Genomic DNA, 25,648 nt, shown 5'->3' on the forward strand with positions numbered 1-25,648 from the left:
GTCGGCATGTCGGAGCGCGCGGAGTCCGGTCGTACGGACGGCCTGATCACCTTGGCTGCCGCGGACGCCCTGTGGGTCGAGTTGACGACCGGCAGCGATGTGCCGACGGCTTCCGGAGCATTGACCCGCTCACCGGCATGTGCCGGGACGGGGTACGTCCTGCTCGGCAGCCGTGTGGTGACGACAGCGCGGGGGAGCGTTCCCGAGGCCGAGGTGCGCCGGGCTGCCGCGGTCCTGAACGCGGTGGCGGTGGACCGGCGGGACCTGGTCCGCGTCGGGCCGTTTCACGCCGCGCCGGGGCCGGAGCGCGAGGAGGGGACGCCGCTGCGCTGGCGCCGGCGCATCGCGGAGGAACCGGGCGGTCCGGAGGCGGTACGGGACGCACACCACCTGGCGGGCATCGACTGGCGCCAACTGCTCGTGGACCAGACCCGCGACGGGACGCGGCACACGTGGTGGCTGCCGCGCGCCGTGGTCAGGCTGCTGGACGCGGCCGAGCACGCGGAGGCCGTACGGACCCGCCGGACGAGCGCCGCCGTCACCGAGCAGACCCGGGCCGCCGACCGCCGGGCGGACCCCGCCGGCCCGGTGCGCCCGTACAACAAGGAACTCGAGGGGCAGCTGTACTCGGCGCTCAGCCGAAAGCCCGGCACCGCCCGCAAGGTGGCCGGCTGGGCATGCGCCGTCTGCCGCACCGCGCCCGCCACCGTGCTCGACCACTGCCACGAACACGGCTACGTCCGCGCCCCCGTCTGCCAGTCCTGCAACACCCAGGAACGCCCCGACCACCTCTACGACAACGACATCCGCGTGGCGAACCGCTACACACGCCTCTTTGAATCCGCCGCCGACGCCTGGCTCCACCACTGGCACCGCTGCACCGGCTGCCGCGCCCGCACCACCCTCCCCCTGCCCCACCTCGCCGCCTGGACCGCCCACACAGCCTGCCGCCCCCTGCGCCCGACCCACCCCACTGCCGGCGGACGCGAACCCTGCGGCGTCCTGCGGGTGTCCTGGACGGGCAATCAGAACACGCCCCGCTCCTGCCTCCTGACGGTCTCCGTCGACTTCTGCCCCGCCGGTGAGCACCGAGTCCTGGCCCAAGTCGCGTACCGCGAGGCAGCCGACCGCTTTCGCACCTGGCTCGCCGAGACGGCCCCCACCGTGGCCGCCGCGGCCGGGCCCAGCCGTCTGGAGACCCTCCCCACCCGGTTCCGCCCGGTGGTCGCGGACACGAGCGGCGGGGACCTGGAACTGTTCTGAGCGAATACCGCCCCGACCTGCCCAGGTTTACGCCGGCGCGACCGTCCCGAACCGGGACCCGGGAGGTTCCGGCAGCCAGTCGCGGGTCGGGTCGTACTCCAGCCAACGGCTTCGCCCCGCCTCCTCGGCGCAGGCGGCGGTCAGGCGGTCGAGGCCCGGGTGTTCGCTGCCGGGGCGCCACAGCAGTGACCAGGCGTACAGCGGCGTGGGGTCGACCAGCGGGACGGAGCACAGTCCGGGGACTTCCGGCAGCGGCACATCGGCGGGCAGCAGCGAGAAGCGCCGCGGCTCCCTCGCCACGTCGGCGAGGAAGTGGGCGAGCCCCAGGTTGACGCTCGCGGCCGTGTTCCGGATGCCGAACCGGTCGGCGAACCGGTGGAGGAAGTCGAGCCGGTCCAGTGCACCGGGCGTCCAGAGCACGCTGTCGCGCAACTGGTCCGGCCGCAACGACGGTTCGCCGGCCAGCGGATGGCCTGTGCTCAGCACGGCGTCGACCGGCTCGAGGCGGATGAGGCGATGCTCGAGCCCGGCGCGCAGCGGCGGGTGGACCCGGCCGAAGGCCGCGTCGATGTCGCCGTGCAGCAGCGCCGTCGTCACGGCCGGCAGATCGCGCCCGTGCCCCAACGCCAGCTCCCCGGCCCGACCGGCCACCTGGGCCAGTGTCCGCATCGGCGCGTAGAGATGCCCCCAGACGTCCACGCGCAACGGACGCTCCCGGCCGACCGCCGCCGCGACCGCGGCATCGGCGGCGGCCACGGTCTGCCGGGCCGGCGGGAGGAAACGCCGGCCGGCCTCCGTGAGCCGTACGCCGTTGCCGCCGCGCCGGAACAGTTCGGTGCCGAGCAGGTATTCCAGCCGCGCGATCCTCTTGGACAGCGCCTGCTGGGAGACGGCGAGCGAGGCTGCCGCCCTGCCGAAGTGCAGTTCCTCGGCGGTGCGCACAAAGGCCCGTACCTGTGCCACGTCGAGATCCATGGCTCCCACCATAGGTGACAACCGAAAGTTGTCGGCCTCGCCCGTCCGTTGTTGGATCACCGGGTGGCCGCGGGCGTTGCATCCTCTCCATGCGAAGACTGATCCCCACGGGGGAGGCGGCCCGCCCGGTCGCCTTCGCCGAGGTCCCCCAGCCCCTGCCCGAGCCCGGTGAGGCACTGATCAAAGTCGAGGCGTTCGCCCCGAACCGGGGTGAGACGTTCCTCCTCGAAGACCCCCGGCCGGGGGCACAGCCCGGCAAGGACATCGCGGGGCTCGTCGTACAGGCGGCAGCCGACGGCTCCGGCCCCGGCATCGGCACCCGCGTGGTCGGACACCCGGCGCAGGGCGGCTGGGCCGAGTACGCCACCGTTCCCACGCACGCGCTCGCGGCGCTCCCCGAGAGCGTCGACACCGTACGGGCAGCCGCTCTCCCCCTCGCCGGGATCACCGCCCTGCGGCTGCTGCGTACGGCAGGCTCCCTGACCGGCCGACGGGTGCTGCTGACCGGCGCCTCGGGCGGCGTCGGCCACTACGTCACCGAACTCGCCGTCGGGGCCGGGGCCGAGGTGACCGCGGTGACGGCCACGCCCGTACGTGGCGAACGGCTCGCGGCGCTGGGCGCGCGGGTGGTGCACGAGGTCGGGGCGGCTCAGGGGCCGTTCGACGTCGTGCTGGAGTCCACGGGCGGGCCGGACCTGCCGCGTGCCCTGTCGAAGGCGCGCCCGGGCGGCCTGCTCGTCTGGTTCGGCCAGGCGAGCCGTACGCCCGTGACCCTCGACTTCTTCCAGCTCCTCGGCGGGCCCGAGCGCGTGACGATCCAGCACTTCCACTACGCCGGCGCCCCGTACGCCCCCGATCTCGCCGCGCTGGTGCGCCTCGTGGAACAGGGCCGGCTGCACCCGGAGGTCGGCCGCGTCAGCGACTGGACACACACCGCCGACACCCTGGTCGACCTCCGGGAACGCCGGATACGCGGCAAGGCCGTCCTGCTGACCGAAGGAGCACGATGAGCGCCACCGACTTCACCGCCGCCCAGTGGACCCGCGCCACCGGCGCGGGCGTGGACCCGCACGAGTACCGGCGCGTCACCGACGGCCTCACCTCCATCGCCGACTGGGGACCGTCCTTCCTGCGCACCGGGAACGACCACCTCAGGCGCGCGGAGAACGCGGGGTCACCTCTCTCGGCGCGCGAGCACCTGCTGACGGCGGCCCGTTGGTTCCACCTGGCCACGCTGGCACCGTACGCGGACGCACCCCGTGCCGCCGCAGCGGCGGACCGCGCCCTGGGCCGGGCGCTGGCGCTGCTGGAGCCCGGCGCGCGGCGGGTGAGCGGCGACGGATTCACCGGCTGGCTGCGCGGCCCCTCCGACGCGCCAGGGACGGTGGTGGTCGTCCCCGGTCTGGACTCGGCCAAGGAGGAGTTCCTCGACCTGGCCGCCGCGCTGCTGGCCAGAGGGCTCGCGGTGTTCGCGATGGACGGCCCCGGCCAGGGTGCACTCGCGGCCACCACGACCCTCGTACCGGACTACGAGAAGGTCGTGGGCTGGGTCATCGACGCCCTCGGCGTCGCTCGCATCGGACTCGTCGGCCTCAGCCTGGGCGGCTACTTCGCGGCCCGCACCGCGGCACTGGAGCGGCGCGTGGCGGCCGTCGCCACCATCAGCGGTCCCTTCCGCCTCGACTGGGAGGAACTGCCCCCGCCGGTACGGGAGATCATGGCCGGGCGCACGGGCGGCCCCGACGCCGCCCACCGGTTCGCACGCCACGTGGACCTGACGGCCCTGGCCCCGCGCATCGCGGCCCCGCTGCTGGTCGTGGACGGAGCCCAGGACGTCATCCCCGGCGTGACGAACGGCGAACCCCTGGCCCGACTGGCCCCGCACGGCAGCTATCTGTCCGTCCCGCACGGCGACCACCTCCTCGGCAACGCCCGGCCCGACTGGCTACCCCAGCTCTGCGACCACCTGGCGAACACTCTGGCGGGAACAGCGGCGTGAAAGTGGTTACCGACAGGACCATTTGGGCCGGCGGCGTCAGCTCCCCCATTCCGGTCGCGGACGTCCAGGGCCCAGCGAGCCCCGGGCTGCCCTCAGAGCCGGGGGACAGTGCCCTGCCCCCCGCCCCCACGGGTGGCTGTTCCACATGGTCGTCGAGGACCGTGCCAAAGGGGTGCCCCACGGATCCGGCTCGGGTCGCGATCCCGGCCGCGACCCGGACGCCGTTGTCGAACGGCTCGCCGCGCCCGCCCGCCGGCAGACCCATTGCTCGAGGAGTTCAGTGATGTCACGAACCGGATACGACGCGAAGTCCGCCGCCTACCGCGAGGCGCGGGAGATTCCCCGCGAGGGGCTGCGGGCCTGGCGGTCGGTGAGGAGGCGGGGCTTGCCCGGGGGATGACCGTGCTGGACGTCGGTGCGGGGACCGGGGGGTTCGCCGCGGCCTTTCGTGAGTGGTTCGGGGTCAGGGTGCTCGCCGTCGAGCCTTCGGCCGCCATGCGGGCGTTGATTCCGGTGGCGCCGGTGCTGATCCGGAACACTTTTCCCGGGCGCGGGGAGCGTGATCTGCGGGTGCGGTTCTTTCCCGAGACCGCGGAGAGCGTGTCCGATTACCCCAGCGTCGAGCGGGTGGAGGAGGCGTTCGGTGCGGCGGGTTTCCGGCGGGTCGCCCTGCGGTCGCTGCCGCAGGAGTCGGCGCCCACGCTCGCCTCGTACGCCGACGGTCTGCGTCGTGAGAGGGACACCAAGCTGCGGGCGCTGACGGACGAGGCGTATGCGCGGGGGCTGGCCCGTATTCGTGCGGCTGCGGCGGCGAACCCCGGGGAGTCGGCGGTCAGTTGGATGGATCTGCTGGTGTTGCGCTGAGTGCGGTGTTTCTCATGCCGGAGCGGCCCGGTCCCAGGCCACGGTGCGGGATCCGGGGGTGAAGTCGCCGAAGGACTGCTGCCAGGACTCGCCGGGCCAGTAGTACGTCACACGTCCCTCGGTGGGCCGGTAGTGGGCCGTGTACAGGGTTCTCGAGCCCTGTTCGTCGACCGTTCGATACAGCGGCGGCCTCAGCATCGCCGCCACGTCCGTGCCCGCGGCGCGGATGGCGTGCAGCCGCTCCTGTGTCTGCATGGCCTGCTCCTGCTCGTCGGTCACCGGGAGGTGCTGGTGATTGGCGGCGCAGGCGTCGGGCGCGGTCGTCGGGGGTATGTCCGGTCCCACGTACACCGTCACCGCTTTCGCGGGGTCGACCAGGGTGAGGTTCTGGGGGACGGCGACGGGCAGGGACCGTAGCCGGTCGACGGCCTCGTCGACGGTGTCGCAGGTCTCCAGGAGGTAGCGCGCGACGATGAGGATGGAGAAGCCGGGGCCGTAGGCGGAGCGTCCGCCCCAGGTGAGGGAGACCGCGAGCCCGGCGTCGTTCATCCCGTCCAGCAGGCCCCACAGCATGTCCTGCATCCCGATCACCGGGCGCAGGAAGCAGGAGGAGACGATGGCGCCCTCGCACTGCTCGGGCGGCAGGTCGTAGTTGCGCAGCAGGCTGCCGGGCCGGCCGATCTGGGTGCAGGACCGGGAGAACGGCCGCAGTGCCGCGTGGGTGAGGAAGGCTTCCGCCCCGGGCCGGTCGAGTTGGCCGGCCAGTCGGTCAAGCGCCGGGACCAGTTCCGGCATGTGCGTACGGAACAGCGTGCGGACACGGTCCGCGCCCCGCCCGGTGCGGCCCTCGTCGGTCAGCAGGCCCTCCATCTCCTGCCACAGGGGCCGGGCGTAGGAGGCCCAGCGCCCGTCGCGGCCGTCGCCGATCTCGATCGCCCGGAAGATCTTGTGCTGTTGCCGCACGGCTGCCACTTTCCCCTGTGAGATTCGGACGAGGTGAGGGCAACCTAGTCAATTCCGGGGTGAATCACCAGGTCGGCGGCCGGGCGCGGGACGCGGCCAAGCCGCGTTCCGCTGTCCGCCGAGTTAGCTTCTTGACCCTCACACCGTGTCAGGCGATCCACTTGGGAGATCATGTTCACCATCGGTGTAGTGGCGATAGCCGCTGGCCGGGTCGACGTGAGCCGGGCGCAGCAGTCCGGTCGCGTCGTAATGACGCAGCATCCGGACCGAGACGTCATGCCTGCCGCTCCAGTACGGTGCGGAACGCCACCGATACGCGTCGGCCGCGGGGGATCCTGGCTCCGGCTCCCGGGTCAGACGGGCGGCCTGTTGGCGCGCCCATTCCGGCAGTGGCGGAGCAGTCGTTGTCGTCCGGGGGGGCAGCTGTCACGCTGCGTCCGTAGTCGTAGCGGTGGCCGTAGTGCTGGACGCGCCGTCTGAGCTTCGCCGTCTCGATCTGCGACAGCATGTCCCGGCACGCGTTGACCAGCCAGCGCCTCTGACCGGCGGTCCCGGCGATGGCGGCCCGGGCCGAGCGGGCACGTCCGAGGCGGGCGGGAACAAACCACGAACGCGTTGCGCGGTGGCGCATCCCCCGTGAGAGCTACAGGGGTTGTCCATCGGCGGGTGATTCGCGGACGGCGGCGAATTCCTAGCGTGGTTGTCAGGTCGCCGCAGGTGCGACCGACCGCCTATCGGGGAGACCGCCATGAGTACGACGCCCGCCGGACAGCACGACACCGGCTCCGGACCGGACGAGGACAGCGGCGGCCGTTTCGGCCGGATCGTGCGTTCCCCGCTCGGCTGGATGCTGACGGGGATGGCCGGCGTCGGCCTGCTCTCGGGTCTGACGGCGACCGGACCCGGGCCGGTGCCGGTGCTGGGCGCGGCTGCCGCGGTGGCCGTGTACTGGCTCGTCGTACGTCGTGTCGCGCGGCGTACGACGCCGGAACTCGCGCGGGGCGGGGCCGGCCGGGAGGTGCTGCTGGGCGGTGGCATCGGGCTGGGCTTCGTCCTCGTGTCCGCCCTGCTGCTCACGCTGTTCGGGGGTTACTCGTTCTCCTGGGCGGACAACGGCTTCCTGTCGGTCGTGTGGACCACCGTGATGGTGCAGATCGGCGCCGCGGTCACCGAGGAGCTGATGTTCCGCGGTCTGGCGCTGCAGGCCCTGGAGCAGCTGTGGGGGAGCCGGGCAGCCCTGGTGATCACGTCGTTGTTCTTCGGTGTCGCCCACCTGGGCGCCCCGGGGGCGAACGCGTGGAGCGGTCTGGCGATCGCGCTGGAGGCCGGCGTCCTGCTGGGCGCTGCGTTCGTGTGGCGGCGTAACATCTGGTTCGTCGTGGGCCTGCACTTCGCCTGGAACGCGGCCGAGCAGCTGCTGGGCATCCCGGTCTCCGGACACACTCCCGACGGCCTGTTCACCGTCGAGATGCACGGCTCCGCGTTCTGGACCGGCGGCGACTTCGGCCTCGAGGCGTCGATCGTGCCCGTCCTGATCAGCGTGGCCCTCGCCGTCTCCATGCTGGTCCGCGCCCACCGCGGCGGCGGCCTCAAGCCCCGTCGGCACGCGGACCACTGAGACAGGCCGACTGGAGGATACGCACGTGATGTCCCGTCGGGCGCCCCGGAGCCTCCCACGGCTCCGGGCGCCTCTCGCCCGGTGGCAGGAGCGCGACGCCGTCCACAAGGACGGCGTCCTCGCCCTGGTACTCGCCCTGCTGGCCTTCGCGCCGACCCTGTCCCAGATCGGGGCGCAGATCGGCGATCTGCCCCGGCGGCCGGGGGACGCGCTGAGCGTCGTACTGATCCTGGCCCAGGCCCTGCCCCTCACCGTCCGCCGCAGGTGGCCCGCGGCCTGTCTCGCGGCCGTCGCGGCCGCGTTCGCCGTGCACCAGGCGCTGGGCTTCGCGACGACGTTCGCGAGCGTGGGGCTGTATCTGGCCCTGTACTCCGCCGGGGCCCACCAGGTCCGCTTCCGCCGCGGCACGGCCGTCGTGGCGTCCTCGGGCTACACCGTGCTGGCCGTCGTCCTGAACCGCCTCGGGTCACCACAGCACGTACCGGACTATCTCGCGTTCGGTCTGGTGCTGGCCGTGGCCTGGCTGGTGGGCAGTACGGTGCGTACGCGGCGTACGGAGGAGGCGACGCGGCGGCGGCTGGCCGCCGAGGTGGCCACGGCCACCGAGCGGGCACGGATCGCCCGCGAGCTGCACGACGTGGTCACCCACCACGTGACCGCCATGGTGGTCCAGGCCGACGCGGCGCAGTTCCTGCTCACGTCCGCGCCGGAACGCGCCGGCGACTCGCTGACCGCCGTCAGCGACACCGGCCGCCGCGCGCTGACGGAGCTGCGGTACCTGCTCGGCGTCCTGGAGGCCACCGGCGACTCGGCGCCCGCGGACCGGGCGCCCGCCCTGGGACGCGTGGGGGACCTGGTCGAGCAGGCTCGCAGATCGGGTCAGCCGGTCGAGTTCAGCGAGCAGGGGCAGCGGCGGCCCCAGGGCGTGGACGTGGAGCTGGCCGCGTACCGGGTGGTGCAGGAAGCGCTCACCAACGCCATGAAGTACGCGGCCGGAAAGCCGACCCGCGTCCTGCTCCGGCACGGCGACGCGCACATCGGGATCGAGGTGACCACCGACGGTCCCGCCGCCGCTCCGGCGCCGCGGAAACCGGGCCCGGCGGGCGGACGGGGTCTGACGGGGCTGCGTACCCGGGTGCGGATGCTCGATGGTGAACTGGAGGCCGGCCCCCGGCCCGAGGGCGGGTTCGAGGTCCGCGCCACCATTCCGTCCCAGCCCCGTCAGGAGTGACCCCTTGAGCGACGCGCCGCCACCGATCCGTGTGCTCGTCTGCGACGACCAGGCGCTGGTGCGGACCGGCTACGTCACCATCTTCTCCGCGCAGCCCGACATGGAGGTCGTCGGAGAGGCGGAGAACGGGCACGAGGCGGTGCAGGCCGCGCGGCGCCTGCGCCCCGACGTGGCCGTGATGGACATCCGGATGCCGTTGCTCGACGGCATCGAGGCCACGCGGCAGCTGGCCGGCCCCGACACCGAGGGCGCGCCGAAGGTACTGGTCGTCACCACCTTCAACGTCGACGCCTACGTCTACGACGCGCTCCGCGCCGGGGCGAGCGGCTTCCTCCTCAAGGACGCGCCCCCGGCCGAGCTGGTGAACGGCATCCGGACCGTCGCCCGCGGCGAGGCCCTGCTGGCGCCTGCCGTCACCCGCCACCTCATCGGCCACTTCGCCGAGCACGTGCGCCCGTCCGACACCTCCCGGCCGGCCAGGCAGGACGTCGTGAGCGCGCTGACCCCGCGGGAGCTGGAGGTGCTTCAGCTGATCGCCGAGGGGATGTCGAACGCGGAGATCGCCGGGGCGATGTTCATCACGCCCGAGACCGTGAAGACGTATGTGTCGCGGATCCTGGCGAAACTCGGCCTGCGCGACCGTGTCCAGGCCGTGGTCCTCGCCTACCGGGTCGGCCTGGTGACGGGAACGGCGTGAACGGGGAGTTCAGCTCGGCAGCACGGCGAGGCGGGCGTACTCCCAGGGGTCGTGGGCCGAGAAGAGGGCGACCTCGTCCGCGTGTTCGCGGACCAGCTCGCGCAGCCGGGCCTGGGTGCCCAGCCGCAGGTCGCGGTGGACCTCGGAGCCGGTCTGGACGAGGTCCAGCAGCGGGTGGGGCTCCTTGGTCTCCGCCATCTCGCGGTGGTAGTAGTACGCGTCGCCGCAGTGCAGCAGCCAGCCCTCGCCGCGGTGGACGGCGACGCCGGTGTGGCCGGCGGTGTGACCGCCGAGCGGAACGAGCCGGAACTCGTCCGGCAGCCCGCGCGGGCGCACTGCGGTGAAGCCGAACCAGTCCCCGGCGGTTTCCTCGCCGCCGTACGTGACCCAGTGGGGCTCGTGTGCCCAGTGGGCCGGGCGGTAGCGCCGGCTCGGGGCCTCGGCGCGTGCGGCGGCGAGTTCGGCGGCCAGGACGTGGACTCGGGCGCCGGGGAAGTCGGGGAGGCCGCCGCAGTGGTCCACGTCCAGGTGGGTCACCAGGATGTGGCGTACGTCGGAGGGGTCGAATCCGAGCCGGGCGATCTGCCGGACGGCCGTCTCCTCCTCGTCGAGCACCGGCGCGGCCATCTCGACCCAGTCGGCGCCGAGCGTGCCGTCCGGGTCGCGGACGTCGGCGAGCCCGAGTCCGGTCTCGACCAGGACGAGGCCGTCGCGGTCGGTCTCCACGAGCAGGCAGTGGTTGACGGCCGGCGCCGGAGCGGGGCCGTCGTAGGTGGCGTCGATCGTGCGGACCGAGCCGCAGTTGAGGTGATGAATCTGCATACCGACTAGGCTGCGACTTGAATCGCGCTTCAAGTCAAGCTCTCCCGGGGAGGACTCCGTGCCCGACGAACCGCTCCTCGACATCGGCGAGGTCGCCCGCCGTTCGGGGCTCGCGCCCTCGGCCCTGCGCTTCTACGAGAAGAAGGGCCTGATCGCCCCCGAGGGCCGCAACGGCCTGCGCCGCACCTACTGTCCGGACGTCCTGGAGCGCCTCGGGCTCATCACCTGCGCGCGCAGCGCCGGGGTGCCGGTCGCCGAGATCGGCCGCTTCCTGGCCGCGGGTCCGTCCGACGGGGACCTGCGGGTCCGGATGGCCGCCAGGGCCGAGGACCTGGACGAACGGATCGGCCGCCTGACGAGGCTGCGGGACAGCCTGCGCCACGCGGCCGTCTGTGCCCACGAACCGATCGTCGACTGCCCGGACTTCCGGCGCGCGATGGGCAACGTGGCGGCGGGCGTGCCGAGTCCCGCTGCCGACAGTTCGTGACGGGGCGTCAGCGATCCGCCAGCCGGCCGAATGCCTGGTCGGCGTCGGCCACGGCCTCGGGGCGGACGTCGTGGGCGGTGCGGCCGTCGGCGATTTTCCGCCAGTTGGTCCGGGCGAGGACGCGCTGGACCGCGAGTACCTGGGCGGCCAGCAGGCGTGCCCGGATGCCTTCGCCGAGGGCGCCCGCCAGCGCCTCCTCGTCCTCGAGCTGATACCGCGTGAGCCGTCCCGCCAGGCTCGGTGTGGTGAACACCAGCCGGTGGAACGCCACCACCTCGGGGTGATCGCAGAGGCCGGTGACGGGGTCGTACCGGTCGAGGCCGGCCCGGAAGTGGCGGTGCAGCGCCGTTACCGGCTCGATGCCGGACCCGCGGTCATGTACGACGCGCGCCGCCTCGCCCTGGTGGTCCGCGAAGCGGTACAGCACCAGATCTTCCTTGGTGGGGAAGTATCGGAAGAGCGTCGGCTTGGAGATCTCGGCCGCCGCGGCGATGTCGTTGACCGAGACCCGGTCGAAGCCGTGCTCCAGGAACAGCGAGACGGCCGCGTCCCCGATGGCGTCGCGCGTCCGCTCCTTCTTGCGGGCCCGCAGTCCCGTCGGCTCGCTCATCCGTCCACAGTAACATTCGTAACCGGGTTGCTTTTTTAACCGGGTAACGTTTTCATGGATGGTATGAATCAGAAGGACACTCCTCCCGTGCTCGTCACCGGAGCGACCGGCCGGGTCGGCCGCCTCGTCGTCGACCAACTCCTCGACGCGGGCGTACCGGTCCGTGCCCTCGCCCGCCGCTCCGATACGGACCTGCCGGCGAAGGCCGAGGTCTTCACGGGCGACCTCACGGCCCCCGACTCGCTCGACCGGGCGTTGAACGGCGTGGGCGCGGTCTTCCTCCTCTGGACCGCCCCGCCCCGGACCGCGGAGGCAGTCGTCGACCGGCTGGCGGCCCACGCGCGGCGGATCGTCTTCCTCTCCTCCCCGCACCGGACGCCGCATCCCTTCTTCCAGCAGCCCAACCCCATGGCGGCGCTGCACGCCGGCATCGAGCGGCTCATCGCGGCCACCGGCCTCGAGTCGACGATCATCCGCCCGGGGATGTTCGCGTCGAACTCGCTGGCCTGGTGGGCGCCCGCGATCCGCGCCGGCGAAGCCGTCCGGTGGCCGTACGGCGCCGCCGAGTCGGCGCCGGTCGACGACCGCGACATCGCGGCCGTCGCGGCCCGGACGCTCCACGAGGACGGGCACGCCGGGGGGCACTACGTCCTGACGGGCTCAGAATCGCTGACCCAGGCCGCGCAGGTGGAGGCCATCGGCAACGCCCTGGGGCGCCGGATCGCGTTCGAGGAGTTGACGCCGGACGAGTTCCGAAGGCTGTGGCAGGACAGGGCGCCCGCCTCGGCCATCGACATGCTGCTCGCCGCGTGGAGTGCGGCTGTCGGACAGCCCGCGTACATCACCACCGCGGTGGCCGACATCCTCGGGAGGGCGCCGCGAACGTTCCATCGGTGGGCTGTCGACCACGCCGGTGCGTTCGCGGAGGGGTCGTAGGCGATCTGATTCCCGGACGATGCAATTGGTTCTCGTAAGAGACCACGGCCCGCGGCCGGCTCATCGGATGTTCCGGCGGTGTGCCAGGGAATGCCCCGTTCGCGGTCGTCACTCGATCCAGCGGGCGGCGGCCTCGTAGGTGGTGGCCGGGGTGCTGTTGAACGCGATGGCGGCATCGGGTGCGTGGCGCCGGATCAGATTGATTACCTGTTCGAGGAGTTCGAGTTGATCGTCCGAGTGCCGCAGGCCGCCGCCGACGGTGACGCATTCCCAGGGATGGGCTCGTAACGCGTCCGCGACCACCGCTTCCACGTCGTCGCTTCCGTCGAGGCCGATCAGACAGGTTTCGACGCTCACACCGTGGTCGGCGAATTCGGTCAGTCCCGCCTTGATCGCCTTGGCCACCGGCTCGGGGTCCCATGGCCCGGGCACCCGGTAGGGATCAAGTCCGATCACGAGGACGCGGGGTGAGGCTGTGGTGTCCATATACGGACGATACGCGCCCGGCGACCCGCGGTTCCGGAGGCGATACCCGCGCACGGCCGTGACCGCCGGCCGATCACAGCGGAAGCCACCCCGGCCACCACGGCGGCACGTTGTCCGGCGGGCAGGCGAAGGCGGGGTAGTCGCCGCCGGGGTCGTGCTGCCAGGCCATGAACGCCCAGATCAGGCACGCCGACGCCAGCAGCGCCGCGGCGAGTCCCGCGGAGATGCTGCGGCGGCCGAGGACCACGGCGCCCGCCCACCAGGCCGTGGTGGCCAGGGCCCACAGGGGGACGGCGTAGAGCATGAGCGCCATCAGGTTCGGCAGGTCGGCCGTCCCGATGTCGCAGACGGTCCAGGACCGGCCGACGAGCAGCACTCCCGCGAAGGCGGTGACGGCACCGCCGGAGACGACGGCGACAGCCCGCACGAACCCGCCCTGATCTGCGGTACGTACCTGCCCTCGCGCTTCGCGGTCCACGGCGTCCTGGACGCCGCGGTGAGTTTCCTCTTCGGCCATGTCCGAACCGTACTTGTCATACAGCACCTTGCGGTTCGTGCCGGGCTGCGGGAACCAGCGGTTGCCGTCACGCAGGTCGGCAGCCGTGTTGTGCCGGATCGGCCGCGAGTCAGCGGTGCGTGATCCCGCTGCCGTTCCTGTCGGCCGCCGACGGGAAGCGGATCCCCGTAAGCGCCTCGGAGACGTCTCACAGCCGGGGCGGCGGCCTCCATGTCCTGTGCCGCCTCGCGGAACGTCCGGCGAGGCCGGCCGGTCCCCGGACGCCGCCGAAGCGGCTCGGGCCGGGTGAAGCCGCCGCCGGGGATGTCGCCCGACCCGGAGCGCACCGGGCTCGCGTTCCTCGCGTCGCTCCAGGGCGTCACGGGGCTGGCCAACTGCGGCGTGGTCACCGACGCGCGGCTCGAGGACCTCCTGGCCGACGTCGTCGCCCGGCTCGCCCGGCCGTGACGGGCGGCGGCGCCGGCCACCATTGCACTGCGCCGCCTGGAACGCAAGATCGAATCACTTGGTCGGTACACCGGAGTGGGCGGACGTCTTTCCGTTCACCGCTGCACCTTCGACGGACCGGAGGTCGACGAGTGGACGCAGTTACCGCTCGACCGCCGAGATCATGAGGTTCGCCCCGGAGATCCGCGGCGAACACATCACGACGATCGACCGCCTCGGCGACGCGCCCCGGATTTCCGGCTTCGACACCAGGCCTCTGAGGCGCAGTGGATCGCGTCAGATTCCCGCGCTCCGGGTGCCCGGGAGTTCGCCGCAGTCATAGGTGTAGAGCCAAGACGTGGCCCTCTCGTAGAAGAGGCGAACCCCCACCGGCATCACCAGGTCACGCAGACGCCGCGCGAGTGGGCCGGCCGTCTTGGCGTCACGGTTGCTCCCGGCGGCCTCGGCCATCTTGGCGACGCGGGCCGAGCGGGCATCGTCGTACGCCTCGAGAGCGGCCGCCACCGAGACTTGCGCGGCCAGTGACTGCGCCAGGACCAGCGCGTCTTCCAGGGCCATCGAGGCGCCCTGCCCCGCGCCGACGGGATGCGCGGCGTCGCCGAGCAACGCGATGCGATCGTTGTGGGTGACGCCGATCGCGTCGAGCTTGTGCATCGAAGTCGGGCGGTGCAGTTCGGTGCTCGCCGCGACGACGGCGGACGGCAGCCGCTCGTGCCGGTAGATCCCGGCGAGGCGGCGCAGCCATTCGTCGTCCGTGAAGGTGAGCTCCGGCTCGACGGGATCGGCAACCTGCGCCGCCCACCAGACCCTTCCGCCGGGGGCCGCGAGGTGGATGAAGGCGCCGCCGCGGGCGAAGGTCATGTTGAAGACGCCGGGCTCGGTGTCGACGCCGTCGGCGACGCCCGAGATGCTGTACAGGCCGGCGTACTCGGGGGCGGGCGCGCCCGGGTGGAGCAGTGGCCGGGTGGCCGACCGGATGCCGTCGGCGCCGAGGAGCAGCGAGCCCTCCGCCGTACGGCCGCCGGAGAAGACCGCCCGGACGCCGTCCCCTGAGGGGATCGCGTCCACCAGACGCTCGCCGGTGACGACGACCGCTCCCGCCGCCCGCGCCTCCGCGCGCAGCGTCTCGACCAGCGCGCCGCGCATGAGTGTCACGCTGTGCAGCGCATCGCCGCCCGCGCGGCCCCTCGGCACATCACCCAGCAGCTTCCCCGAGCCCGACCACATGCGCTGGCGCGGCACTTCGATCCCGGCGCGCCGCACCTGTTCCAGCACGCCCAGGGACCGCAGTACCCGCAGGCCGTTTGACGCCAGGCTCAGGAACGAGCCCACCTGGCCCGCCGGTTCGGCGTACGCCTCGTAGACCGTCACCTCCGCACCGATCCGCCGCAGTGCTATCGCGCTCGCGGCACCCGCGACTCCGCCGCCGATGACGATGACCTTCACGTTTCCCCCTGAATGCAGATTCATTGAATCAGAATTCATCGAATGACAGTTCACTATGATGGTGCGGAAGGCCGCCGTCAAGCTCACGAAGGAGCCTCACCCGATGGGCGTACGCAAGGAGAAGGCCGCCGAGACCGAGAAGGCGCTGAAGGACGCGGCGCGGCGGCTGTTCGCCGAGCGCGGCTATCTCGACACGAAGATCACGGACATCACCCGTGAGGCCGGACGCGCCACCGGCTCCTTCTACGCGCACTTCTCCGACAAGAACGCCCTGCTCCAGGCACTGATGCGCGACCTGGACGCGCAGGCCGACGCGGAGATCGGAGCGGACGGCCACCCGGCCGACCACGACCTGACCGACCGTGACCAGCTGCACCAGCACCTGGCTGTCGCCTGGCGGGTGATCCGTGACCACCTCCCCGTCATCGTGGCCCTGATGCAGACCCACTTCGCCGGCCCTCCCGGCGAGGGCCGGGCCTGGGCGAGCCTGCTCGGGGAGACGAGCGTGTTCCGCGACCACCTGGAGTTCCTGCGCCGCAGCGGCCACCGGCTCCCCGGCGAACCCGCGCTGGTCGCCGCGGCGATGGGGGCGATGGTGTCGATGCTCGGCTACGCCGTCGTCACCGCCGGGGAAGACGGTCCGGACGCGGGCGACGAGGAGATCGTCGACACCCTCACCAGCCTGCTGCTGCACGGCCTGGCGGGACCGGATTCGGCCGCGACCTGATCGGCCGCTGCGGTGTTGCGCCGTGCGCATCACATGGCTCCAGCCGAAGAAGAACCCGCCCCATGGCAATCGCCCTCCGCAAGACCCTCGCCGGCGACGCCCGTGACCAGAGCCAGTACTGGGTGACCTTCCGCGACCGGATCAGCCTGGCGAACGTCCGACACTCCGCTGCATCGGCTTCCCGGACCCGTCCCCTCACTTCCTCGCGGAGGGCCTCAACGGTCGTCTCCCTGCTCGCGGAGGCCCACGCCGCAAGCCGGGATGGAACCGGGCCGGGACGGCCGATCGACCAGCTCCTGTGCGAACTCGGCGTCCATTTCCTGCTGCTGCATCAACTCGGCCCCGTGCGTACGATGTCCGAACTGTTGTGGGAGCCACGTGCCTTGCCCATGGTGATCCTTCCCGGCACCAGTCACTCTGATGCCATCCGGTCATACCGGGCATACACAAACCACGCGACAGGCCCGCCGTGCCCGAGGAGGTCAAGGAGGTCTGGCATCCCGGCTCGTTCAAGACACCTCAGGAGAGCTTCGACCGGCATTTCGCGGAAAGACACGGGGCCAGCTCCGGGGTGACGCCGGAGCAGTACTTCAAGGATGCGAAGGAGTGGGCCGAATCCCTTCGGCAGCCGCGCGGTAAAGTGGGCCTCAACGCCTCCAGGAGAGACATCGAGATGGAGGACGGGACGTACGGGATGGGTATCAAGTACGTCGACCCCGCCACCGGAATGGGCGGCATCATCGCTCCTGACGGACGGGTTGTGACCTTCTGGTATTCGGCTGAAGACGCCGTGTGGAGAGGTGTTCGGGCGGCCATGCTGGGTTTTGTGGATTCCTACGTCCTGTGGCGGAAGACGCCGTTCCCCATGGGCGGTTCGTCCGCGGACCTGAAGATGACGTATGCCGACCTCGCGGACGCGGACGAATATCTGACCACGGTCATCCGCTTCGTGGAACGAGGGATCTTCAGGCCCGCCCCCACGGACGTGCCGGCGCTGCTCGGTGACCTCATGGAGCGGATCGACCGGATCGCTCTCCACGCCTCGGGCGACGACGCGGAGGTCTGCCGGACCCAGCATGCCTACGCTGCGCTGATGGCGGTCGTCTACCGGGGCTTCCTGGACGCGGGAGCGGCGGCGGAGGAGGGGCCCGACGCTCCCGACTGACAGGCGCCCCGTGCCGGGGTGCCGCGGGGTGGGTGGCGCTGACAGTGGAGGCGGCTCAAAGCCGTCGGCCGTCACCTATACGATCATGGCTATGACGGCACTGGAACCGACAATCCTCGCGACCTCCGGCGGGCATCGAGCAGGCGGCCGGACCAGGGTGGAGTTCGATGCCCTGGTGCACCATGCGGTCGACCTCTCCGGGGTCCACGGCCGGCGCCCGCGCATCATGTACGTCGGAACCGCCGTCGGGGACGACGAGCACTTCACCGCTCGGATGGCCGAGGCCGCCCGGGTGGCGGGATTCGATCTGACGCCGCTGAACCTGTTTCCCATGCCCAACCTCGAGGACATCGAGGGCTCGGTCCTCGACCACGACGTGGTCTGGGTCATGGGCGGCTCCGTGGTCAACCTGCTGGCGGTGTGGAGAGCGCACGGCCTGGACCGCGTCCTGCACCGCGCGTGGCAGGCCGGTGTCGTGCTCAGCGGCGTCAGCGCGGGCTCCATCTGCTGGTTCCAGGGAGGCGCGACCGACTCATTCGGGCCCACGCTGCGCCCGGTCACGGACGCACTCGGATTCCTCCCGTACGGCAACGGCGTGCACTACGACTCGGACGAGGGACGACGCCCGCTGATCCACCGGCTCGTGGCGGACGGCACGATACCCACGGCGCACTGCACCGACGACGGGGTCGGTCTGGTGTACCGGGGGACGGAACTGGTGGAGGCGGTGACCGAAGTCGCCGGCAAGGGGGCCTACATCGTGAGCAGCGACGGAGGCCAGGCGGTGGAGGAGCGTATCGAGCCCCGACGGCTGAGTGCGGAGTTCTCAACTCGCTGAGAAGCCCCCTGCCGCGAGGCCGAGCGGGCTATTCGTCCGGTACGTGCTGCAACACGTCGTCCCAGACCGAGCCCCCGTCGGCCCGGGTCCACAGCGGCATCCGGCTCCGGCGGGATTGTCAGTGCCGGCGTGCAAGATACCGGGCATGACGACACACCCGGTTCTGGCCGATGCCGCCGCGTACGCGCAGGCGGTCGAGGATGCGGTGAAGGCCGCGGCCGCCTACTACGCGGCGGGCGACAGCGCGCTGGACGATGACTCCTACGACCGTCTGGTGCGGGGCATCGCCGCGTACGAGGACGCGCATCCCGGGGAGGTGCTGCCCGAGTCCCCCACGGGGAAGGTCGCCGGGGGAGCCGCCGTCGGGGATGTGCCGCACAGTGTGCCGATGCTGTCGCTGGACAATGTCTTCTCCGCCGAGCAGTTCAGCGCCTGGGCGGCCGGCGTGGAGCGCCGTATCGGGCGGCCCGTGGCGCAGTGGAGCGTGGAGCCCAAGCTCGACGGGCTGGCCGTCGCCGCCCGGTACGAGGAGGGGCGGCTCACCCGGCTGATCACCCGGGGCGACGGGATCGCGGGTGAGGACGTCACCCACGGCATCGGGCAGATCAGCGGGCTGCCGGTCACCCTCGCCGAGCCGGTCAGCGTGGAGATCCGCGGTGAGGTGCTGATGACCGGCGTCCAGTTCGAGCAGGCCAACGCGGCCCGTACCGGGCACGGCGGGGAGCCGTTCTCCAACCCGCGCAGCGCCGCCGCGGGCAGCCTGCGGGCCAAGGACCGCCCGTACCAGGTCGAGATGACGTTCTTTGGATACGGGCTGCTGCCCGGGCCGGAGACCTCCGAGGAGACCGCGCGGCGCCTGAGCGGCGAGGCGCACAGCGAGCTGATGGCGTACGCCGCCCGGCTGGGCGCGCACACGGCGGACGCCACCGAGGTGCCGGGCCGGGCGGTGGCGACCGTCGAGGAGGTGCAGGCGCGGATAGAGGAGATCGCCGCCCTGCGGGCCGAGCTGCCGTTCGGGATCGACGGCATCGTCGTCAAGGCCGACCTCGCCGCCGACCAGCAGGACGCCGGTGCCGGCTCCCGCGCGCCGCGCTGGGCCATCGCGTACAAGCTGCCCGCCGTCGAGAAGATCACCAGGCTGGTGGCCGTGGAGTGGAACGTCGGGCGCACCGGGATCATCGCGCCCCGTGCCGAGCTCGAGCCGGTGGTCATCGACGGCTCCACCGTCACGTACGCGACGCTGCACAACCCCAACGACATCACCCGCCGCGACCTGCGCATCGGCGACCACGTCATGGTCTACAAGGCTGGCGACGTCATCCCCCGCGTCGAGGCCCCCGTCGCCCATCTGCGCACCGGCGACGAGCAGCCCATCGTCTTCCCCGAGAGCTGCCCCCAGTGCGGCTCCGCCATCGACACCTCCGAGCAGCGCTGGCGCTGCGAGCGCGGCCGCAACTGCCATCTCCTCGCCGCCCTCACCTACGCCGTCGGCCGCGACCAGCTCGACATCGAGGGCATGGGTGCCACCCGGATCGTCCAGATCCTGGGCGCCGGTCTGGTCACGGACGTGGCCGACCTGTTCACCCTGACCCGCGAGCAGCTGCTGGCGCTGGACCGGATGGGGGAGACCAGCACCGACAAGCTGCTCGCCGCCCTGGAGCAGGCCAGGACGCGGCCGCTGAGCCGGGTGCTGTGCGCGCTGGGCGTCCGGGGCACCGGGCGGTCGATGTCCCGGCGCATCGCCCGGCACTTCGCGACCATGGAGGCCGTCCGGGCCGCCGACGCCGAGGCGATGCAGCAGGTCGAGGGCATCGGCACCGAGAAGGCCCCGTCGATCGTCGCGGAGCTCGCCGAGCTCTCTCCCGTCATCGACAAGCTGGTGGCGGCCGGGGTCAACATGACCGAGCCCGGCGCGACTCCGCCCGCCCCCGGCGGGGAGACACCGGCCGCGGCGGAGGGGCCGCTGACCGGGAAGAGCGTCGTCGTCACGGGTGAGATGACCGGGCCGCTCGCGGGATGGGGGCGCAACGAGATGAACGAGCTCATCGTCCGCGCGGGCGGCAAGGACTCCTCCAGCGTCTCCAAGCGGACCGCGCTGCTGGTCGCCGGGAACAAGGCCGGGTCGAAGCGGGCCAAGGCCGAGGAGCTCGGGGTCGAGATCGCCACCCCGGAGGAGTTCGCCGCCCTGGTCGCCGACTATCTGAGCTGAGGCCGGCCCCCGCGGCGCGCAAGGGCGCAAAAGGCGAGATCCCGGGTCGGCCGGCGCGACAACCCCCCACAGGAATCACGCCGGCCGCACCCGGGGCCGAAGCCCTCGCCGGGGCTCACTACGTACAGCGCCGCGGGGCGCGAAAACGTCACACCGCCCTGCCGCGGGGTCCGAACGGAACCGATCCGTACGGCGGTCACGTCCAACGGCCATGCGTCGACAGTGGGTACGGGGATTGAGCATGGTGGTGGCTGTGGCCTGTGTGGCCGCCGGCGCCGTGGCCTGTGCGCGTTCGGGCGGGGGAGACCCGGGTCCGGGCGGTTCGGAGGGCACGCGGGTGGATGCCGCGCTCGTGCACTTCGAGGTCACCACCGGTGTGCGGGCCGATGTGCGGACGGTGCTGCGTTCCCGGGCGGACGTGACGGCGTTCGCCGGCTGGGCGCCGGTGCACGACCTCGAGGCCGAGCTGGACGGCCGGGACTTCCGCTCGGAGGCGCTGATCGCGTTCATCTGGAACACCTCCTGCGCCAGGGGCCGGTCGGCGGACCTCACCCACGCGCCGGGCACCGGTTACTCCGCGCGGCTGCTGGACGTCAGCGACCACATGGAGTGCTATGCCCCGTACACGACCGTGGCGGTGTTCGCGCTGCCCCGGTCGCGGGTGCCGCGGGATGTACGGGTCGGCGGTGCGCCGCCCGGGCCGCCGGGGCCCGCGGAGCAGGTCGCGTTCAGCCGGCTCGAGCGGGCGGTCCGTCCGCGCGCCGCGGAGGTCACCCAGCCGGACCAGTTCCGGGCCTTCGACGAGGGGCTGCCCGGGGGCGGTCTGGAGGGCGGGGCCGGCACCGGTGCCGGCAGCCGCCTCTTCGCGTACGTCGTCACCGGCTGCCGGAACACCGCCGCCGTCCTGCGCATCACCGCGGAGACGATGACCCCCGTGCCGGTCGGCGGTGAAGGCGCGCGCTGCGTCGCGCCGGAGTCCTACGCGGTGGTCTTTGAGATCCCGGCCGCGAACGTGCCGCGAACGGCGACGATCGGCTGACCCGGCGCGACGGGCGGGGCGTTGCCGTGCCGCGCAGCGCGTACCGCTGAACCCCCGCCCCGCACGGATCAGCGCAGCACGCGATACCTCAGATGCGTCACCGCGTCGGCCGCCCGCGCCTCGACCTGCTCCAGGTCCAGCGGCGGCACCCCGTCGAAGATCCGCGTCCCGCCGCCGAGGGTGAACGGCACGATGTGCAGCCGTACCTCGTCGATCAGACCGGCGGCGAGGTACTGGTTGACCGTGGTGGCCCCGCCGTGCACCGACACGTCGCGGTCCCCGGCCGCGTCCCGGGCCCGCCGCATCGCGGACGCGACGCCGTCCGTGACGAAGTGGAACGTCGTGCCGCCCTCCATCGGCTGCGGATCACGCGGATGGTGCGTGAGCACGAACACCGGCGCGTGGTACGGCGGATCATCACCCCACCAGCCCTTCCAGTCCCGGTCCCACTCCCCGCGTACCGGGCCGAACATGTTCCGCCCCATGATGTACGCGCCGAACCTGCTCATCTGTTCGAGCTCGGCCCGGTGCACCTCGGGCTTCTCGAACCGCCAGGCGTGCAGCCGGTCACCCCAGCCGTCCCCGCCGTCGTCGCCGAACGGGCGCTCCTCGGTCTGATTGAGCCCGGCGGAGTACCCGTCGGCCGAGACCGTGAGATCGCACACCACCATGCCCATCGCCCGGCCCTCCTCGCGTGCCCTTTCCGGCCGCCTCCCAGCATGGTGCAGCCCTGTGACCGCGTCCAACGCGCGGCTCGTGAGCAACCCGTACGGCCTACCCGGAAGTTGTCAACTTCCGCACGTGTCACACAACTTGTGATCGGCCATCTGTACGTACCACCTGCCCGCATGGAAGACTCGGCTCCAGTTGAAAGGGGAGAGGCAGCACCGATCGTGACAGCAGCACGAGAGCCCATCACGTACATAGGCCCGCTCCCACGGCCCGGCGCACGACGGCGTGCGACCGCCGCGGACATCATCCTCGCGACCCAGTTGCGCGGTATCCGCGAAGCGGCCGGACTCCCCGCCGAGGCCGCTGCCGGAGTCCTGGGCCTCACCCCGACCCGTCTGCGTGGGCTGGAGGCAGGCAGGACACCGCTCAGGAACAGCGACCTCTCCCTCCTCGTCGCCCTGTACGGCGTGACCGACCCCGACGTCCTGTCCGGCCTCACCGCGCTGGCGCGCCGGGCGGGGGAGTCCGGCTGGTGGCAGCCCGCGAGCGGTCCCGGCGGCGGGCTGTCCCCGATGGCCGGCCTCGAGCGGGAGGCCGCGGTGATCCGTACGTTTCACCCGTACGTCATCCCCGACCTGCTGCAGACCCGCGCCTACGCCGAGGCCCAGCTGGCCCTGGAGCGCCCTGGGGCCACGCCGGGGGAGCGGCACGCGCTCCTGGAGGCCCGGATGCGGCGGCGGCATGTGCTGCATCAGCCCGACGCGCCCACGATGTGGGCGGTGCTCGCCGAGGAGACCCTGACCCACCCGGAGATGGATCCCTTGGTGCTGCGTGAGCAGCTCGCTCATCTGATCGAGGCGGCGCGGTCGACCGTGGCGCTGCAGATCCTCCCGCGCGGCACGGGGCAGCGCCCGCCGACGCCCGTCACCCTGCTGCGTTTCGCTCCCGACCTGCCCGACCTGGCGGTGATGGAGCACCACGCGGGCACCGCGTACTTCGACGACCGGATGGACGTGGAGCAGCAGCAGATCCAGATGGATCATCTGACGGCCGCGGCGGCCACGACGTCGGAGAGCACGCCCTTCCTCCAGCGTGTGCTGTCACGTACTCCGGCTCCGGGAGCCTGACAGCGGCCGTTACGAGGGGGCCGGGGCATCCCGCAGCCCCAGGCGCAGGTGCTCGGCGTGATAGAGCGCCTGGTCCAGCAGCTCCGCGACGTGGTTGTCGTACAGCGCGTAGATCACCGACCGGCCCCGCCGTTCGCCGGTGACCAGGCCGAGGTTGCGCAGCAGACGCAGCTGGTGCGAGCAGGCCGACTGTTCCATGCCCACCTCCTCCGCGAGCTCTGTCGCGGCGCACGGGCCCTCCTGCAGCCGGGCGAGGATCCGCAGCCGGGACGGCGTGGCGAGTGCCTGCAGCGTCGCGGCGATCTCGCTCGCGCCCGCAGCCTCCAGCCGCTCGCGTGCGGTGGCGGCTGCCGGGGTGTCAACACCGTGGCCCATGGCCGTCATCCTACGGGCATGAACGCATGAAGGCATATTCAAGTGTTCCTGTATGCTGACCGCCGCCCGTCCCGCCCCCGCCGCCTCCGGAGGACCGTCGCCGTGCCCGCCACCGTCACCAGCCCCGACCGCCGCAGCCCCGGCGCCGTCGGCGATCTCCCGGCCGTGCGGCAGCGCACCCCCGTGCTCGCCCTGCCCGAGGCCCGCTGGGCCGCCACCGCGCTCGCGCTGTTCCTGCTCGCGCTGCCCCTGCACCTCCTCGGTGCGTCCGCGTGGGCCTGGGGCCCGCTGTACGCCGCCAGCTACGTGTGCGGCGGCTGGGAGCCCGGCTGGGCGGGGCTGCGGGCGCTGCGGGAGCGGACGCTCGACGTGGACCTGCTGATGGTCGTCGCCGCGCTCGGCGCCGCGGCCATCGGCCAGGTGCTGGACGGCGCGCTGCTGATCGTCATCTTCGCCACCTCCGGCGCGCTGGAGGCGCTCGCCACCGCCCGTACGACCGACTCCGTACGCAGCCTGCTCGACCTCGCGCCGTCCACCGCCACCCGGGTACGCGACGACGGCGGCGAGGAGACCGTGGCCGTCGAGGCGCTGGCGGTCGGCGACACGATCGTGATCCGCCCCGGGGAGCGGATCGGCGCGGACGGCGAGGTCGTCTCCGGTGCCAGTGACGTCGACCAGGCCACCATCACCGGGGAGCCGCTGGCGGTCGCCAAGGTGGCGGGCGACGAGGTGTTCGCCGGCACCCTCAACGGCACCGGCGCGCTGCGGGTCCGCGTCGCGCGGGACGCCTCCGAGTCCGTGCTGGCCGGGATCGTACGGCTGGTGGAGGACGCGTCCCGGACCAAGGCGCCGACGCAGTTGTTCATCGAGAAGGTGGAGCAGCGCTACTCGCTCGGCATGGTGGCCGCCACGCTCGGTGTGTTCCTGGTGCCGCTGGCCCTCGGGGCGGAGCTGACCGACGCGCTGCTGCGGGCCATGACCTTCATGATCGTGGCGTCGCCGTGTGCCGTGGTCCTGGCGACGATGCCGCCGCTGCTGTCCGCCATCGCCAACGCCGGGCGGCACGGGGTGCTGGTGAAGTCGGCGGTCGTGATGGAGCGGCTCGGTCAGATCGACAAGGTGGTCCTGGACAAGACCGGCACGCTGACCGAGGGTTCGCCGCGGCTCGTCGAGGTCCGCCCGCTCCCGGGGTTCGACGGGGACGCCCTGCTCGCGCTGGCGGCCGGCGCGGAACACCCGAGCGAGCATCCGCTGGGCCGCGCGGTCGTGGCCGCCGCCCGGGAGCGCGGTCTGCCCGTCCCCGAGGCGGCGGACTTCACCTCCACCCCCGGCGTCGGCGTCCGCGCCACGGTCGACGGGCGCACGGTCCTCGTCGGCACCCCGGCGATCGCCGCCGGACCTCCGCGCAGCGCCCCCGCCGGGCGTGCCGTCGCGGCGCTGGAGGACACCGGCTGCACGGCCGTGGTCGTCACCGTGGACGGCGAGCCCGCCGGCGTGCTGGGCATCGCGGACCGCATCCGCCCCGACGCGTCCGCCGCCGTCACCGCGCTGACCGCGCTCACGGGCACCGCGCCCGCCCTGCTCACCGGCGACAACCCCCGCGCCGCGACCCGCCTGGCCGGCGAGGCCGGCATCCCGGCGGACGAGGTCCGCGCCGGACTGCTGCCGCAGGACAAGGCCGGGGCCGTACAGCGGCTGCAGGCCCGGGGGCACCGGGTGCTGATGCTGGGCGACGGGGTGAACGACGCTCCCGCGCTGGCGGCCGCCCACACCGGGCTGGCGATGGGCCGGGCCGGCTCCGACCTCGCGCTGGAGACGGCCGACGCGGTGGTCGTACGCGACGAACTCACCGCCGTACCCGCCGTCGTCGCCCTCTCCCGCCGGGCCCGCGCCCTCGTGGTGCAGAACCTGGTGATCGCCGGGACGTTCATCACCGGCCTCGTGGTGTGGGACCTCGTCGGGCATCTGCCGCTGCCGCTCGGCGTCCTGGGGCACGAGGGCTCCACCGTCCTGGTCGGGCTCAACGGGCTGCGGCTGCTGCGTGCCGGCGTCTGGGAGGCGGGGGCGCGCTGAGCCGCCGGATCCGTACTGGCGGACTCGGGGCGCCTGTAGCACCCTTGACAGGAACACGCCGG

At 72.5% G+C, this 25,648-nt stretch carries 26 protein-coding genes and 1 pseudogene; 17 read left to right on the plus strand and 10 right to left on the minus strand.

Going from position 1 to position 25,648, the window contains the following annotated elements; translation table 11 throughout:
* The first annotated feature begins 6 nt into the window (after positions 1-6).
* Positions 7-1,263, plus strand: coding sequence for an endonuclease domain-containing protein (locus SRB5_RS04390; RefSeq protein WP_153450098.1), 1,257 nt, complete (start codon positions 7-9; stop codon positions 1,261-1,263).
* Between the two features lie 27 nt (positions 1,264-1,290).
* Here the strand turns inward: SRB5_RS04390 and SRB5_RS04395 are convergent, their stop codons facing one another.
* Positions 1,291-2,238 (minus strand): LysR family transcriptional regulator, encoded by a 948-nt coding sequence (locus SRB5_RS04395; RefSeq protein ID WP_153450099.1) that lies wholly within the window; start codon positions 2,236-2,238, stop codon positions 1,291-1,293.
* 89 nt (positions 2,239-2,327) lie between these two features.
* Here SRB5_RS04395 and SRB5_RS04400 point away from each other — a divergent pair, with 89 nt between their 5' ends.
* The 3 genes from SRB5_RS04400 (at position 2,328) to SRB5_RS04410 (ending at position 5,101) form a co-directional block, all read left to right on the plus strand.
* Positions 2,328-3,248 carry a zinc-binding dehydrogenase gene (locus SRB5_RS04400; protein ID WP_153450100.1) on the plus strand — a complete coding sequence of 307 codons (921 nt, stop codon included), beginning with the start codon at positions 2,328-2,330 and terminating at the stop codon, positions 3,246-3,248.
* A complete protein-coding gene (locus SRB5_RS04405) occupies positions 3,245-4,237 on the plus strand; it encodes an alpha/beta hydrolase family protein (RefSeq protein ID WP_153450101.1) in 993 nt (330 codons plus the stop codon). The genes SRB5_RS04400 and SRB5_RS04405 overlap by 4 nt, the downstream gene beginning before the upstream one ends.
* A gap of 396 nt (positions 4,238-4,633) precedes the next feature.
* Positions 4,634-5,101, plus strand: a complete 468-nt coding sequence (locus SRB5_RS04410) for a hypothetical protein (RefSeq protein WP_228389776.1) — start codon at positions 4,634-4,636, stop codon at positions 5,099-5,101.
* Between the two features lie 12 nt (positions 5,102-5,113).
* Here SRB5_RS04410 and SRB5_RS04415 read toward each other — a convergent pair whose 3' ends face one another.
* Both SRB5_RS04415 and SRB5_RS04420 read right to left on the minus strand, forming a co-directional pair.
* Positions 5,114-6,064, minus strand: coding sequence for a C45 family peptidase (locus SRB5_RS04415; protein WP_323377023.1), 951 nt, complete (start codon positions 6,062-6,064; stop codon positions 5,114-5,116).
* A gap of 186 nt (positions 6,065-6,250) precedes the next feature.
* Positions 6,251-6,337, minus strand: a pseudogene (locus SRB5_RS04420) (MerR family DNA-binding transcriptional regulator); the annotation flags it as partial.
* 475 nt (positions 6,338-6,812) lie between these two features.
* On the opposite strand from SRB5_RS04420, the gene SRB5_RS04425 reads away from it, so the two are divergent.
* Genes SRB5_RS04425 through SRB5_RS04435 form a run of 3 tightly spaced genes read left to right on the plus strand, consistent with a single transcriptional unit; the run spans position 6,813 to position 9,610 of the window.
* Positions 6,813-7,682, plus strand: a complete 870-nt coding sequence (locus SRB5_RS04425) for a CPBP family intramembrane glutamic endopeptidase (RefSeq protein ID WP_153450102.1) — start codon at positions 6,813-6,815, stop codon at positions 7,680-7,682.
* Positions 7,683-7,710: 28 nt separating this feature from the next.
* Complete coding sequence (locus tag SRB5_RS04430) at positions 7,711-8,913, plus strand: sensor histidine kinase (RefSeq protein ID WP_153450103.1); 1,203 nt, start codon at positions 7,711-7,713, stop codon at positions 8,911-8,913.
* A gap of 4 nt (positions 8,914-8,917) precedes the next feature.
* Positions 8,918-9,610 (plus strand): response regulator, encoded by a 693-nt coding sequence (locus SRB5_RS04435; RefSeq protein WP_153450104.1) that lies wholly within the window; start codon positions 8,918-8,920, stop codon positions 9,608-9,610.
* Between the two features lie 9 nt (positions 9,611-9,619).
* On the opposite strand, the gene SRB5_RS04440 is transcribed toward SRB5_RS04435, so the two are convergent.
* Entirely contained in the window at positions 9,620-10,432 is an 813-nt protein-coding gene (locus SRB5_RS04440) for an MBL fold metallo-hydrolase (RefSeq protein ID WP_153450105.1), read from the minus strand.
* Between the two features lie 58 nt (positions 10,433-10,490).
* On the opposite strand from SRB5_RS04440, the gene SRB5_RS04445 reads away from it, so the two are divergent.
* Positions 10,491-10,919: a MerR family transcriptional regulator gene (locus SRB5_RS04445; RefSeq protein ID WP_323377025.1), complete on the plus strand. Its 429-nt coding sequence runs from the start codon at positions 10,491-10,493 to the stop codon at positions 10,917-10,919.
* A 7-nt stretch (positions 10,920-10,926) separates the two neighbouring features.
* Here SRB5_RS04445 and SRB5_RS04450 read toward each other — a convergent pair whose 3' ends face one another.
* Positions 10,927-11,529, minus strand: a complete 603-nt coding sequence (locus tag SRB5_RS04450) for a TetR/AcrR family transcriptional regulator (protein ID WP_153450107.1) — start codon at positions 11,527-11,529, stop codon at positions 10,927-10,929.
* A 63-nt stretch (positions 11,530-11,592) separates the two neighbouring features.
* Between SRB5_RS04450 and SRB5_RS04455 the strand changes: the two genes are divergently transcribed.
* A complete protein-coding gene (locus SRB5_RS04455) occupies positions 11,593-12,465 on the plus strand; it encodes an NAD(P)H-binding protein (protein WP_153450108.1) in 873 nt (290 codons plus the stop codon).
* 108 nt (positions 12,466-12,573) lie between these two features.
* Here SRB5_RS04455 and SRB5_RS04460 read toward each other — a convergent pair whose 3' ends face one another.
* Both SRB5_RS04460 and SRB5_RS04465 read right to left on the minus strand, forming a co-directional pair.
* Positions 12,574-12,951, minus strand: coding sequence for a hypothetical protein (locus SRB5_RS04460; protein WP_153450109.1), 378 nt, complete (start codon positions 12,949-12,951; stop codon positions 12,574-12,576).
* A gap of 73 nt (positions 12,952-13,024) precedes the next feature.
* Positions 13,025-13,468: a hypothetical protein gene (locus SRB5_RS04465; protein WP_153450110.1), complete on the minus strand. Its 444-nt coding sequence runs from the start codon at positions 13,466-13,468 to the stop codon at positions 13,025-13,027.
* A 285-nt stretch (positions 13,469-13,753) separates the two neighbouring features.
* On the opposite strand from SRB5_RS04465, the gene SRB5_RS04470 reads away from it, so the two are divergent.
* Positions 13,754-13,915 carry a hypothetical protein gene (locus tag SRB5_RS04470; protein WP_194292824.1) on the plus strand — a complete coding sequence of 54 codons (162 nt, stop codon included), beginning with the start codon at positions 13,754-13,756 and terminating at the stop codon, positions 13,913-13,915.
* Between the two features lie 276 nt (positions 13,916-14,191).
* Here the strand turns inward: SRB5_RS04470 and SRB5_RS04475 are convergent, their stop codons facing one another.
* Positions 14,192-15,361, minus strand: a complete 1,170-nt coding sequence (locus tag SRB5_RS04475) for an FAD-dependent oxidoreductase (RefSeq protein WP_323377027.1) — start codon at positions 15,359-15,361, stop codon at positions 14,192-14,194.
* 103 nt (positions 15,362-15,464) lie between these two features.
* Here SRB5_RS04475 and SRB5_RS04480 point away from each other — a divergent pair, with 103 nt between their 5' ends.
* The 5 genes from SRB5_RS04480 (at position 15,465) to SRB5_RS04500 (ending at position 21,339) form a co-directional block, all read left to right on the plus strand.
* A complete protein-coding gene (locus SRB5_RS04480; protein WP_153450113.1) occupies positions 15,465-16,088 on the plus strand; it encodes a TetR/AcrR family transcriptional regulator in 624 nt (207 codons plus the stop codon).
* Positions 16,089-16,557: 469 nt separating this feature from the next.
* Positions 16,558-17,253, plus strand: coding sequence for a T2 family ribonuclease (locus SRB5_RS04485; protein WP_153450114.1), 696 nt, complete (start codon positions 16,558-16,560; stop codon positions 17,251-17,253).
* Positions 17,254-17,344: 91 nt separating this feature from the next.
* A complete protein-coding gene (locus tag SRB5_RS04490; protein ID WP_153450115.1) occupies positions 17,345-18,091 on the plus strand; it encodes a Type 1 glutamine amidotransferase-like domain-containing protein in 747 nt (248 codons plus the stop codon).
* 145 nt (positions 18,092-18,236) lie between these two features.
* On the plus strand, positions 18,237-20,300 hold the full coding sequence (gene ligA / locus SRB5_RS04495; protein ID WP_153450116.1) for an NAD-dependent DNA ligase LigA: 2,064 nt from the start codon (positions 18,237-18,239) through the stop codon (positions 20,298-20,300).
* 241 nt (positions 20,301-20,541) lie between these two features.
* Positions 20,542-21,339 carry a hypothetical protein gene (locus SRB5_RS04500; RefSeq protein ID WP_153450117.1) on the plus strand — a complete coding sequence of 266 codons (798 nt, stop codon included), beginning with the start codon at positions 20,542-20,544 and terminating at the stop codon, positions 21,337-21,339.
* A gap of 68 nt (positions 21,340-21,407) precedes the next feature.
* On the opposite strand, the gene SRB5_RS04505 is transcribed toward SRB5_RS04500, so the two are convergent.
* Positions 21,408-22,016 carry a dihydrofolate reductase family protein gene (locus SRB5_RS04505; protein ID WP_153450118.1) on the minus strand — a complete coding sequence of 203 codons (609 nt, stop codon included), beginning with the start codon at positions 22,014-22,016 and terminating at the stop codon, positions 21,408-21,410.
* A gap of 216 nt (positions 22,017-22,232) precedes the next feature.
* Here SRB5_RS04505 and SRB5_RS04510 point away from each other — a divergent pair, with 216 nt between their 5' ends.
* Complete coding sequence (locus SRB5_RS04510) at positions 22,233-23,138, plus strand: DUF5753 domain-containing protein (protein WP_194292825.1); 906 nt, start codon at positions 22,233-22,235, stop codon at positions 23,136-23,138.
* A gap of 9 nt (positions 23,139-23,147) precedes the next feature.
* On the opposite strand, the gene SRB5_RS04515 is transcribed toward SRB5_RS04510, so the two are convergent.
* The gene (locus SRB5_RS04515; RefSeq protein ID WP_153450120.1) at positions 23,148-23,513 is read right to left on the minus strand and encodes an ArsR/SmtB family transcription factor; all 366 of its coding nucleotides are present in this window, start codon (positions 23,511-23,513) and stop codon (positions 23,148-23,150) included.
* 102 nt (positions 23,514-23,615) lie between these two features.
* Between SRB5_RS04515 and SRB5_RS04520 the strand changes: the two genes are divergently transcribed.
* Positions 23,616-25,586, plus strand: a complete 1,971-nt coding sequence (locus tag SRB5_RS04520; protein ID WP_323377029.1) for a heavy metal translocating P-type ATPase — start codon at positions 23,616-23,618, stop codon at positions 25,584-25,586.
* Positions 25,587-25,648: the final 62 nt, after the last annotated feature.

Origin of the sequence: Streptomyces smaragdinus, assembly GCF_009604385.1 — a bacterium.
Taxonomy (GTDB): domain Bacteria; phylum Actinomycetota; class Actinomycetes; order Streptomycetales; family Streptomycetaceae; genus Streptomyces; species Streptomyces smaragdinus.